Source organism: Acinetobacter sp. YH01019, assembly GCF_013420285.1.
Lineage (GTDB): Bacteria > Pseudomonadota > Gammaproteobacteria > Pseudomonadales > Moraxellaceae > Acinetobacter > Acinetobacter gandensis.
Map to the genome: position 1 here is coordinate 1 of NZ_VOYM01000032.1, position 12511 is coordinate 12511.

General features: G+C 38.7%; 11 protein-coding genes, 1 tRNA gene and 2 pseudogenes. 8 read left to right on the forward strand and 6 right to left on the reverse strand.

Annotated features, from left to right (window positions below; translation table 11 throughout):
* Together FTT84_RS18045 and FTT84_RS09050 are read right to left on the reverse strand one after the other, a co-directional pair.
* A pseudogene (locus FTT84_RS18045) lies at positions 1–138 on the reverse strand (hypothetical protein); the annotation flags it as partial.
* 12 nt (positions 139–150) lie between these two features.
* A pseudogene (locus tag FTT84_RS09050) lies at positions 151–1119 on the reverse strand (MBL fold metallo-hydrolase); the annotation flags it as partial.
* Positions 1120–1380: 261 nt separating this feature from the next.
* Between FTT84_RS09050 and FTT84_RS09055 the strand changes: the two are divergent.
* A complete protein-coding gene (locus FTT84_RS09055; RefSeq protein WP_067764182.1) occupies positions 1381–1755 on the forward strand; it encodes a diacylglycerol kinase in 375 nt (124 codons plus the stop codon).
* Positions 1756–1894: 139 nt separating this feature from the next.
* On the opposite strand, the gene FTT84_RS09060 is transcribed toward FTT84_RS09055, so the two are convergent.
* Complete coding sequence (locus FTT84_RS09060; protein WP_180080998.1) at positions 1895–3499, reverse strand: isocitrate lyase; 1605 nt, start codon at positions 3497–3499, stop codon at positions 1895–1897.
* A 681-nt stretch (positions 3500–4180) separates the two neighbouring features.
* Here FTT84_RS09060 and FTT84_RS09065 point away from each other — a divergent pair.
* The 4 genes from FTT84_RS09065 to FTT84_RS09080 all read left to right on the forward strand — a co-directional run bounded on the left by FTT84_RS09065 (position 4181) and on the right by FTT84_RS09080 (position 8541).
* The gene (locus FTT84_RS09065) at positions 4181–5173 is read left to right on the forward strand and encodes a LysR family transcriptional regulator (protein ID WP_067764188.1); all 993 of its coding nucleotides are present in this window, start codon (positions 4181–4183) and stop codon (positions 5171–5173) included.
* Between the two features lie 129 nt (positions 5174–5302).
* Complete coding sequence (locus FTT84_RS09070; protein ID WP_067764190.1) at positions 5303–6631, forward strand: hemolysin family protein; 1329 nt, start codon at positions 5303–5305, stop codon at positions 6629–6631.
* A gap of 49 nt (positions 6632–6680) precedes the next feature.
* Complete coding sequence (locus tag FTT84_RS09075; protein WP_218949707.1) at positions 6681–6965, forward strand: hypothetical protein; 285 nt, start codon at positions 6681–6683, stop codon at positions 6963–6965.
* Between the two features lie 244 nt (positions 6966–7209).
* Positions 7210–8541 (forward strand): CitMHS family transporter, encoded by a 1332-nt coding sequence (locus FTT84_RS09080; protein ID WP_180080996.1) that lies wholly within the window; start codon positions 7210–7212, stop codon positions 8539–8541.
* A 44-nt stretch (positions 8542–8585) separates the two neighbouring features.
* On the opposite strand, the gene FTT84_RS09085 is transcribed toward FTT84_RS09080, so the two are convergent.
* Positions 8586–9092 carry a hypothetical protein gene (locus tag FTT84_RS09085; protein ID WP_180080994.1) on the reverse strand — a complete coding sequence of 169 codons (507 nt, stop codon included), beginning with the start codon at positions 9090–9092 and terminating at the stop codon, positions 8586–8588.
* A 194-nt stretch (positions 9093–9286) separates the two neighbouring features.
* On the opposite strand from FTT84_RS09085, the gene FTT84_RS09090 reads away from it, so the two are divergent.
* From FTT84_RS09090 to FTT84_RS09100, 3 genes are all read left to right on the forward strand, one after another.
* Positions 9287–10021 carry a hypothetical protein gene (locus tag FTT84_RS09090; RefSeq protein WP_180058366.1) on the forward strand — a complete coding sequence of 245 codons (735 nt, stop codon included), beginning with the start codon at positions 9287–9289 and terminating at the stop codon, positions 10019–10021.
* A 169-nt stretch (positions 10022–10190) separates the two neighbouring features.
* Positions 10191–10276, forward strand: a tRNA-Leu gene (locus FTT84_RS09095).
* Between the two features lie 87 nt (positions 10277–10363).
* The gene (locus FTT84_RS09100; RefSeq protein ID WP_067764202.1) at positions 10364–11044 is read left to right on the forward strand and encodes a hypothetical protein; all 681 of its coding nucleotides are present in this window, start codon (positions 10364–10366) and stop codon (positions 11042–11044) included.
* Positions 11045–11105: 61 nt separating this feature from the next.
* On the opposite strand, the gene FTT84_RS09105 is transcribed toward FTT84_RS09100, so the two are convergent.
* Positions 11106–11420 (reverse strand): DUF5713 family protein, encoded by a 315-nt coding sequence (locus FTT84_RS09105; RefSeq protein ID WP_067764205.1) that lies wholly within the window; start codon positions 11418–11420, stop codon positions 11106–11108.
* Between the two features lie 159 nt (positions 11421–11579).
* On the reverse strand, positions 11580–12431 hold the full coding sequence (gene folP, locus FTT84_RS09110; protein WP_180080992.1) for a dihydropteroate synthase: 852 nt from the start codon (positions 12429–12431) through the stop codon (positions 11580–11582).
* Positions 12432–12511: the final 80 nt, after the last annotated feature.

Genomic DNA, 12511 nt, shown 5'->3' on the forward strand with positions numbered 1-12511 from the left:
TGTCGGAGCTGTCGGAGCTGTCGGAGCTGTCGGAGCTGTCGGAGCTGTCGGAGCTGTCGGAGCTGTCGGAGCTGTCGGAGCTGTCGGAGCTGTCGGAGCTGTCGGAGCTGTCGGAGCTGTCGGAGCTGTCGGAGCTGTCGGAGCTAAATTTAGCGGGTTCCAACGGAACTGACCATCATTGATTTCACTTATTTTACCAATACCCGGAAATGGTAAATGTGCAAATGCAACAACGGTTTGCTCTTGAGCGAAACGTTTAAAAACTGCTAAACGTGTTTCACTGGCTTTAACCGGATCGACATCAAAATCGACTGATAACTTGGGTTGTTCAAACTGTAAATGATAGGAATGAACCACATCGCCGAGTATGGCAAAACTTTTAGCTTGCGATTTTAAGATAAAAGAATAATGCCCCGGTGTATGTCCCACACTCGGTAGTACTTCTAATCCATTAATCACAGAACCAACACTAAAAGTCTTAAAACTCCGCATGGTTTGATAAGGCGCAATCGCAGCTTTAATTTTCGCAACGGTTGCTAAATAACCGTCACGTTTTTCCGCAGCTAAAGTGTTGACGGTGCTTTCACTTAACCAATACTGACTTTCTTGTTCATTGACGTAGATCGTTGCATTCGGAAACACGGCCTTACCTTGTTTCGCAATACCACATACATGATCAGGATGTAAATGAGTTAAGAATACACTTCGTACACGATTAAGCTTATAGCCGGCAGCTTCAATATTTTGTGCAATAGAACCTAAGTTCGGACCAAAACAACTTGCTGCACCACTATCGACAAGACTGATACCACCTTGTCCATCATCAAGCAGATAGGCATTGACACTGGTTTGTATGCCTTTACTCTGATCAACCGCAAGCTTTTGGAATAAAGCACTGACTTCTTCTGGAGTTAAATTTTGTTTAAACAAATCAGGACTTAATTCGAGTGTCCCATCTTTTAAAGCAATGACTTTATATGCGCCCACTTGGAAAGGATAAAATCCCATGGGCTGTGTCACATTTGATCTGATTTCCGTTTGACTAACTGTCGGCTCTGCACTGACAAACTGACTGGTTAAAAGTGTTGCTGCAAGCACAGCAAAACTAAAGTTTTTCATTGTTGACCTATATCACTTTTATTATTTCATGCAATGAAGCAAAGGCTTCAAAATTAAAAAATTTAAACGCCTATATTGTGCCTGAAATTCAGGCAGATTTTAAGTCTAATACAGAATAAACATAGTACTAACTTGATACAGGCTTATGTGGATCGCCCTAAACTTTTAAGCCCAATAAAATAAAAGCTGAATGCAAGAAAACTTTAAGCTTGGCGTGCTATATTTTCGCCAGTTTTTAAATCTATACGTCTGTACAGTGCTATGAGTGAAATTTCCCCGTTTAAAGGTAAATCTGGACTTAAACGAATTTTAAATGCAACGCAATATTCCCTCGACGGATTCAAAGCTGCTTATCAAAATGAAGCTGCATTTCGACAAATTGTCTGGATGAATATTATACTTATTCCCACCAGTTGTTTTCTCGATGTGAGTCGTGTTGAACATGCCCTTATGGTGGTGGTGTGTTTATTTGCCTTGATTGTTGAGTTATTTAACTCTGCCATTGAAGCCGTTGTCGACCGCGTATCTTTAGACAAGCATCCACTTTCTAAAATTGCCAAAGATATGGGAAGTGCTGCTCAATTCGTCGCTTTAGCAATTATCTTTTTTACTTGGTTAATTATCCTGTTGCCTTAAATAAAAGCTGTCTCACTCTATTTGCAGGGTTATACCCTGCTTTGTTATATCGATGCGCTTCAATAAATGGATTTAAGACGATTTTAAAGCCATAAAAAAACCCAGCTTTCGCTGGGCTTTTTTCGAATCAGTTCAGTGCTTAGTGAGCAGCGAATTGGTTCATTGTGTTTTTAGCATCATCGTGCGCTTTAAGAGCGTTGTCACCAGAGAAGATTTCTTTGTGATCATCACCGATATCAGAACCAGCCATTGCTTGGTGTTTAACACAAGAGATCGTACCGCGGATTTCTTTACGTTGAACGCCAGCTACATAAGCAAGCATACCTTGGTCGCCGAAGTAACCTTGAGCAAGCTCGTGAGTAGAAAGAGCAGCTGTGTGGTAAGTCGGAAGTGTGATCAAGTGATGGAATACACCCGCTTCACGAGAAGCATCAGCTTGGAATGTACGTACTTTTTCGTCAGCATCAGCAGCTAATTCAGTTGCATCGTACTCAGCACTCATTAGTTTAGCGCGGTCGTAAGCAGAAACATCTTTACCTTCAGCAACCCAACGGTCATATGCTTGTTGACGGAAGTTTAAAGTCCAGTTGAATGAAGGCGAGTTATTGTAAACAAGCTTAGCATTTGGAACTGTTTCTTTAACACGGTTAACCATGTGAGCAATTTCTTCAACGTTTGGAGTCGCAGTTTCGATCCAAAGAAGGTCAGCACCGTTTTGTAGGCTAGTTACACAGTCAAGTACAACGCGGTCGATTTGAGTGCCTTCACGGAACTGGTATAGACCAGAAGCAAGACGTTTAGGACGGTGAAGTTTACCATCACGCTTGATCAGGATTTCGTCTTCTTGAGCTTCTGAAATGTCGATTTCAGTTGTGTCTAAGTAGCTGATGTATTGAGAAGCGATGTCGCCTGGCTCTTTAACCACTGGGATTTTTTGAGTCAAGTCAGCGCCTTCAGAGTCAGTACGTGCAACGATGATACCGTCATCAAGACCCATTTCTAGGAATGCATAGCGAAGAGCGTGGATTTTCGCGATGAAGTCTTCGTGTGGAACTGTTACTTTACCAGCTTGGTGACCACATTGTTTCGCGTCAGAAACCTGGTTTTCGATTTGTAGTGCACAAGCACCCGCTTCGATCATTTTCTTAGCAAGAAGGTAAGTCGCTTCTTCGTTACCGAAACCAGCGTCGATGTCCGCAATAATTGGCACAACGTGAGTTTGGAAGTTGTCGATTTGTGAAGTGATTTCAGCTGCTTTAGCAGTGTCGCCCGCTTCTTGTGCTTTTTTAAGGGCACGGAACAAGTCGTTTAATTCTTTCGCGTCAGCTTGACGTAAGAAAGTGTAGATTTCTTCGATCAATGCAGGAACAGAAGTTTTTTCGTGCATTGATTGGTCAGGAAGTGGACCGAATTCTGAACGAAGCGCTGCAACCATCCAACCTGAAAGGTAGATATAGCGACGTTCAGTTGTACCGAAATATTTTTTGTTCGCAATCATTTTTTGTTGTGCGATGAAACCGTGCCAGCAACCTAATGATTGAGTGTATTTGCTTGAGTCAGCATCATATGCTGCCATATCACGACGCATAATCGCAGCTGTGTATTTAGCAATGTCTAAACCAGTTTTGAAACGGTTTTGCATTTGCATACGTGCAGCATCTTCAGGACTGATGTCTGCCCAAGTATTGCCGAATTTTGCTTTTAATTCGCGGATTGCATCAATCGCTGTTTGGTATGTAGTCATGATATGTTCCTGTAATAATATTAGGATTTTTCTTCAACGAACGCTAAAATCATACCCTCTAATGATTGTTCAGATTTAGAACATTTCGTTGCGATAGACACAGATTAGAGTGACTAAAAAAATTAATCCAATATTCTGGGTTAATTTTCAGTATTTATTTAAAAAATATGTAGATTAAAGTCGTATTATAATAAATAACCAATCACAATAAGTATTTGTTTCTTATTTCAAATTTTTGATATTTTTTAAAAATTAAATGGATCTTTATTAGACAAACTGTTGGATTTTTATTCATTAGACTTAAGTCGACCGAGGCTTTTTATTCTGAAAATACAGCATTTTTTACGCCATTTTTTTATATTTTTCCCTTACTCGTTGCATTTATATTTTTTAAAATAATCTTATTTTTCACATTAATATTCACACTAAATATTAAATCCAACTTATTGCGTACACGCTTTTACTTTTTTGTCAGAACCCCTTTTTATCCGCAAAAATTTGTGCTTTGCTAATAAAAGTGTTTGAACTCTTTTTTCGCGTTTTTTTGACATTAAATGACTTTTAAATATTGATATTCATGCACAAAAGTACACGCGATTTTTTCATCCAATTTCTACACAAGCCTTAGGAGTTATGGCATAATCAGAAAAATTTCTTAATTTTATTGTCGGTATTTATTTTATGAATCTGGAGCGGGTCGACCTCAATCTATTAATATATCTTGATGTACTTCTTCGTGAAAAAAATGTAACCCGTGCGGCTGAGCAATTAGGTGTGACTCAACCAGCGATGAGTAACATTTTACGTCGTCTGCGCAATTTATTTAATGATCCTCTACTGATTCGCTCTTCTGAAGGTATGACTCCAACAGAACGTGCTCTCGAACTCCAACCGCGTATTCGTGATGCATTGTCTGACCTTTCGATGATTTTGGAACCCCGTACCGAGTTCCGTCCTTATACCTCAAATCGTGTCTTCCGTATTATGACTTCGGACTATGCCGAAGCAACACTGGTTCCTCGCCTCGTTAAAGCTTTACGTTCTGAAGCACCGAATGTTGTGCTGGATTTCTTAACACCAAGTGATGTGTCTTATCGTGATATGGAGCAAGGCAAAGTTGATCTTGCCATTAACCGTTTTAACGAGATTCCGCAAAGTTTTCATCAGGTTTTGGTTTGGCGTGATAGTTTTTCTTGTCTTCTCAATGCTAAACACCCTGCTGCAAATAATTTGAATTTAAAAAGCTATTTAGATGCACAGCATATTTGGGTGTCTAAAACGGGTATGGGCGTTGGCTTTGGTGTCAACCCAGAAAAACAAGCCGGCCTCGGTTGGATTGATCAAGCTTTAGAACGTATCGGGCAAAAACGTAAAATTTCAGTTTTTACTCGTCATTACCAAATGCCTGGGCTTCTGGCTTCTAATGTCGACTTGGTTGCAACACTGCCTTCACGTATTGCTCGTCTACAAGCAAAAAGTCAAAACCTACTGCTAAAAGATCCTCCTTTTTATATTCCAGAATTTGAATTGAAAATGGCATGGTGCCCACTTCTACACCATCATCCTGCACACCGTTGGTTACGCCAACTGATTCTTTATGTTGCACGTCAGATGATCGAAGAAGAAAACCGTGAATATTTGATGAATAACTCTCAGTTTTCTCAATATCAATAAGTAATTCTTTAAATCCTTATTTTTTCAAGCGTATACTGTCAATATACGGGTAGTAGTTAAGACTACTACCCAACCCATTTTTGTGTTAGAAATACAGAAAAATAGAATGAATCACAAACAGGTGTATTCGTGAGCCTTTTCCAAAATATTGTCATTATTATTCTCCTGATCATTGGAGCTGGATTTCTATCCCTTACAGAAATTGCCTTAGCCGGTGCGCGTAAAGTCAAGCTTAAGATTCTTGCCGAGTCAGGTGATGCACGCGCACAGCGCGTTTTAGACCTACAAGCCAACTCCGCAGATTTCTTTGCAGCCTCGCAAATTGGCTTAAATGCTGTAGCAATTCTTGGTGGTATTTTAGGTGAAGGTGCTTTTCGTCCATACTTCCTTGCTTTAGTGAATCGCTTCTATCAAGGCCCTTGGGCTGAAACCATTGGCTTTACCCTTTCATTCACCTTAGTTACTTCTCTATTTATTCTATTTGCTGATCTGATGCCAAAACGCTTGGCAATGATTGCACCTGAAAAAATTGCAGTGTCGGTGATTGACCCGATTCAAATTTTTATTAAAGTTTGTAAGCCTATGGCTTGGGTTATTAACGCCATTGCGAACTTGCTCTTCCGTTTATTTAAAGTCAACACCACACGTGATGACAACATTACTTTTGATGACATTTCCGCTGTCATGGATGCTGGTGCACAAGCGGGTGTTTTACAAAAGCAAGAGCACCACTTCATTGAGAACGTATTTGAACTTGAGGAACGTAATGTTCCATCTAGTATGACCACACGTGAAAATGTGGTTTACTTTACTTTAAAAGAGTCTGAAGCCAGTATTCGCCAAAAGCTTGCTGAATTTCCTTATTCTAAATTTTTAGTATGTAGTGAAAACATTGATGACGTAATTGGATATGTCGACTCGAAAGATATTTTGGTTCGTATCCTTAACAATCAATCTTTACTTCAACTCAATGAAAATACCATTCGAAATGTTTTAACCATTCCCGACACACTCACTTTGTCTGAATTGCTTGACCGCTTTCGCTCAACCAAAGAAAAATTTGCTGTGGTCATCAACGAATATGCCCTTGTCGTTGGTGTAATCACACTTTCAGACATTATGATTACGGTAATGGGTGACTGGGTCACTCCAATTGAAGCAGAGCAACAAATTATTAAACGTGATGCTAATTCATGGTTAATTGATGGCAGCACGCCGATTGAAGACCTGAAACACGCACTGGGTTTAGATGAAATGCCTGATGAAGAGAACTATGAAACTCTCGCAGGTTTTATGATGTACAAACTACGTAAAATTCCACGACCAGCAGACTTTGTGAGTTTTAATGGCTACAAATTTGAAGTGGTTGATGTTGATCATTTTAAAATTGATCAGCTCTTGGTTACGCGTCTTCAAGAGACACTAAACGACACCATTCCTGAAGAAGAATCAGATTGATCTGATTCTTCTTTTTATCATCTAATAATTATAATAATTGGATCAAAAGATGGGAATATCACTACGCGCCTTACTCACTTGTCTAAGTTTCTATACAGGTGCTTACTTGGTTTATTACTTTTTTAGCAACACTCAGCAAGCTTTATTTCTCATTATTGGTGTTGCTCTGATTATTTTAACTTGGTTTTTGACGCCCTATCCGCATGAACGAGGTCGCCAAGGTTATACCGATACGATGACTTTTGGATTGTTCTTCTATAATCCACTCATATTTTGGTATCGTTTTTTTAGTTGGCCGATTCGCATATTGTTGGCACTTTGGGCATCAAATTAAGCCCATAAACATCAATGATCACCCCCAGCAATGTAGCAAAATGTAAAATCATGCAGATTTTATAAAGTAGATAATTAAAAAGTCATTTTGCAGGTGTTACTAAGTATTTCATTTTTAAAAAACATTTTTTAGCTAAATAGTGACCAATTTCACATTTTATTGGCTTTGTTTTGTCCTTTTTTTATACCCGCTATGCTCTGTCACTCTTTACATGCTCGCAATATAAAATTCAAAGGAATGAACCATGCTTGGTCTAGGCATGATTATGTGCTTTATGTATCTAATCATGTCCAGAAAAATGAGCCCACTTGTTGCGCTCACCTTAATCCCATTACTATTTGCTCTAATTGCATGGTTACTTGGTTATTATTTTGAAAGTTTGGCACATATACAAATAAACCAAATCGGCGAAATGATGATTGAAGGTGTAAAAAAATTAGCACCTACAGGCATTATGCTTTTGTTCGCGATTTTATATTTTGCCATCATGATCGATACTGGACTATTCGATCCATCTGTTAAATTTATTTTACGCTTAGTTAAAGGCGATCCGCTTAAAGTCGTCCTTGGCACGATTACGCTCACTCTGATTGTTTCACTCGATGGCGATGGCTCTACAACTTATATGATCTGCGTTGCAGCGATGTTACCGCTGTATAAACGTTTGGGCATGAGCCCTTTAATTATGGCCTGTCTCATTATGCTTTCTAGCGGCATTATGAACCTTACACCTTGGGGCGGCCCAACTGCCCGTGCTGCCAGTGCCTTACATGTTGATCCTAGTGATGTATTTGTTCCCATAGTTTTGCCCATGCTCTTTGCAATTGCGTGGCTCTATTTCTTAGGTTTCATGTACGGTCGTATGGAACGTAAACGCTTAGGCATTATTCAGCTAGATGTCAGCCATGGCGATAGCATTCAAATTTCTGAAAATCCTGAAGCCAACCGTGCGCATTTACGCTGGTTTAATGCACTACTCACGCTGTTATTAATGGTCGGCTTAGTACTCGGTATTCTACCTATGCCAATTTTATTCATGGTGGCGCTATGTATTGCACTTGTTGTGAATTATCGCAGTATCGACATGCAAAAGAGTCTGATTGCTCATCATGCCGGTAGTGCATTGAACGTCGTCGGGATTATTTTTGCAGCAGGTATTTTTACAGGCATTTTAGCTGGTACGGGTATGGTAGATGCCATGTCTAAAGAATTAGTTGCGATTATTCCAGCCAGTATGGGACCTTACTTAGCACCAATCACGGCAGTGATCAGTATGCCTTTGACCTTTTTCATGTCAAATGATGCTTTTTATTTTGGCGTCTTACCTATTCTTTCAGAAGCTGCTGCTCATTATGGTATTGAACCCGTTGAAATGGCTCGCGCTTCTATTGTCGGCCAGCCTGTGCACTTACTTTCACCATTAGTACCATCGACCTATTTACTCTGTGGGTTTGCTGGTATTGAATTTGGACAACATCAAAAATTCGCGATTATTTGGGCTGTAATTACTTGTATGGTAATGCTACTTGCCGCACTTGTCTTTGGAATGTTCCCATTTTACTCCACACTCAATTAACCCAATTTTTTCCAATAAAAAAGCGCCAACTGGCGCTTTTTTGATTAATGCTTACTAATTAAAGCATCTATTACTGCTTGGTAATGGATGGCAATATCTTCTTCTAAAATTTTGTAGACATTGTCAAACTGCACCATTGGCCAGCCTTCTTTCCAAAATGGGAAAATATTGTGCAAATCATGAGTGACTGTCGCATCTTCACGTGTAATCGCTTGCGCTACTTGTGACAGCACTTGTGCAGTCTCAGCACCGTCGATATCTAAATAATCAATACCACGTACTTTTAAAATGCGGATACGGTCTTTTTTATAACGAATTTTTTTACTTTGTGCTTCATTTAGATTTAAAGCTAAAGTCACAGCTTCAACAAATTTTGTCTCAAAAGCAGCATTTAGACAGACCAATGCTTGTTTATGCGCTTCCTGACGACCTGCTTTACCACCATTACGAATGACAACATTTGCTTCAGTATTTAATTCATCAGATTTCATAGACTGAAGAATGTCTAAAATTTCGATATCACTCAGTGTTGCAGGAGATTGATCAGTCATAAACTGCCTTTTCAAATAAAAAATAATTCGGTTTATATTTTCGCATAAAAGTGTATTTAAAACTGCTTATTCAATTATAGAATTATTCGTTTGCTGTTTAATGATCAGATATACAACACTATTTTTTATTTTTTTATGCCATTTTTAAAGAAATCATCTATATTAGTTTCACGCTTTAATACCAATGTCACCACATGACTCAGAATAAACAGGCTGTTCTTTTTCTCCAACAACTGAAACTGCAATACCCCGCTGCCTTTAAACGAAATTACCTGCTTTATAGTATGTTAAAAACCCAAGGGATTTTAGATGAGCTTAAGGAGCTCTTACCTTGGATCATTGCAGCCATGATCTTTGTTTCATTGAGCATGAGTATTCATCAGGCCATTCAGTATTATTTTCCGAGTATGAGTGACTTTCGCTCAAATAGTATTGCTGTGCTGAGCATTATGCTGTTTTTTATGTTGGCCGTACCGGTTGTCATTAAGCAGATCAAACACAGTTCAATATCGCTATATAAAAGCCTAAAAAATACGCCGTTTAAGCTTGCCGTAGTGATTTTGCTGCAACTGTTAAATATCGCATTTTTACAAAGCCAGTTTGTGCAATCTGTGCTTTTCTTTTTTGCAATCAGCTTTGGTTTTGTTCGCTTTTATAAGGAAAACCTATTTAAAGGTGAAAGTAGCAGCGAACAATACTATGTATTACAAGAGACTCGCCGTATTTGTTATTGGTCTTACAAACAAATGCTTAAAGCTCAATTTAAATTAAAATTATGTACAGCATCTGGTACTAAACAAATTCAGCTTAAAGAAGAGTTTACTAAATTTCAGACTTTGCACATTCAAATGCTGCATCATGAAAACCAACTATGCAAAAAGCTTAAGCACAAAAATGTGGAAAATTACTTAGATGAATTAATGAAATAAAAACCAACTCATTTTGCGCATGTACAGGCATCATAAAATGAGAAATAAGGTAGGTATTTTCAAAAAAATAGTATTTTTTCGACATATGCACATGAATTGATTGAAATTAAAACAAATACAACTAAATACGCTTGCCAAGTTTAAATCTGTCCTCTATTATTGCGCACATGCCCGAGTGGTGAAATCGGTAGACACAGGGGATTTAAAATCCCCCGCCCACAAAGCGTGCCAGTTCGAGTCTGGCCTCGGGCACCATTTTAATACTTCTTAAAATGGTGCAATAAAAGATCCAGCATTATGCTGGTTTTTTTATGCCTAAATTATTCTTATAAAATTTGTTCCATGCCTGAATCATCTAAATTCGATCTTCCCTCGTTACAACTCAAGCATCCTAAAGCATTTTTTCAACGCCTCCTCTTTAGTCATAACAAAATTGTAGGCTTAAGCCCATCAGTACCTGTTTTTCTTTCTTGCCTTCTATTTTTTGTTTTTTTTATTTTCTGCATTCAATTAATGGGTCATTTTGCCCAAACATTCATTAATGTTACAACCAATACAGCGCTATTTAATATAGGTCTACTCTGTGTAGTGCCTTTTATTTTTATATATGTGGCATATGCGCATTTTCAGGCAACCTATAGTGCAAAATGCCAGATCCATGTCTTGCAAGTGCAACTTTATTTATTACTGATAACAATGCTTTTACTTGGATTTAACTTTAACTACTTTCACTCAGATTTCATTAATATTTTTTGCTTCAGCTGTATTAGCTTGAGTACGTTTGGGTTGGTGCTATCTGAGCCCTTTTTTAAATCTGATTGTAGCGCTATAGATCGCATAAAGTTACAAAAGCTGAGACAACTTGCGTATTGGGCATACAAAGAATCTAAAAGAATTCGAAAAGGAGAAAATCAAGATATACAGGACTATTTTTACCAACTGCATATACAGGCAATGCAACAAGAACAAAAACTTTGCCAACAGATTCGTTTTAAATCAATTCGCGAATATTTAGACTCATAGTATTGTCTTAATAAATCCCACTAAAAAGCCCCGTTAAAGGCGGGGCTTTTTAGTACAGACTTTACCATTCGCGATTGGCAACTAACTCTTCCATTTCAATATCCATATAATCTGCATCTTGCAAAACCATCATCATGGCTTCAGCAATATAATCTGCGGCAGTATCATCCAATGATGAATCCAAATCTTCAAATTGTGGCTTCATCTTGTTTAATTGCGCTACAGTTTCATTTGCAAAATGGTAGATATCAGTTGCAGATAAATCAGTTTTCGACACCTTCTTCGCAAATTGGTCGACCAATAATTTTACTTCCGCCACCAATACATCTGGATAATATTCATCATCAAACATAGGCAGCAGTAAATCTGCAAACATACCAAAACTCTAAACTAAATATTTAAGCTCGCCTGTATAACACAAACGCTACAATTAAGCCAAATAGCATCGAAAAAAACCGTCAAATTTAGAAATTACCAATCACGTAAACATTCAAATTGCATCACATCATCTTGTTAATCTAAAACACCCAATAATTTAAGCCGACTGCATGGCCTGCCAAACTTTAATAGCCTCAACTGTGGCTTTTACATCATGTGCACGCACCATACTCGCTCCCTGTTGAATACTTATCAGATGCCCTGCAACCGAACCTACAGCGCGATGCTGTGCATCTGCCCCACCTAAAGCTTCACCAATAAAACGCTTACGTGAGAGCGCGGAGAGCATTGGATAGCCCATTGTCATAAGCTGATGTAAATTTTGTAATAGCTGTAAATTTTGTTGTGCATTTTTAGCGAAGCCAAAGCCTGGATCAATCATAATATTGTGTGATTTCACCCCTGCAGCTAAAGCATCATCAATTCGCTGCTTAAGTTCATTCATCACATCTTTTGTCACGTCATCATACTGATCGAGATTATTCATGGTCGTCGGCTCACCACGCATATGCATGATAATGACGGGTAAATTCAATGCTGCTGCTGTTTCAAGTGCTTGTGGCTTAGTCAGTGCTCTCACATCATTCCAAATATGAGCACCGGCTTTTACCGCTGCTTTGATGACCTCAGGTTGTGAAGTATCTATTGAAATCACAACATTCAATTTCGCTAATGCTTCAACAACTGGTACGACTCGGCGGATTTCTTCTTCCACTTCAACCACTGAAGCACCTGGGCGAGTTGACTCTCCCCCAACATCAATGACTGTCGCGCCATCTTCAATCATTTGAATCGCATGTGCGATGGCTTGCTCTTTAGCATTATGATGCCCACCATCGCTAAATGAATCAGGTGTGACGTTTAGGATGCCCATAACGTGCGGTTTAGATAAATCTAATTGTAAATTCCCACACGTTAAAATTTGATTTGGCAGTGTTACTAATTTCATATCAATTTATCCTAAACATCATGCAGCATTACACTGTGTTATTTTACCCTTAACCACACATCATTGCCTGCAAATGCACT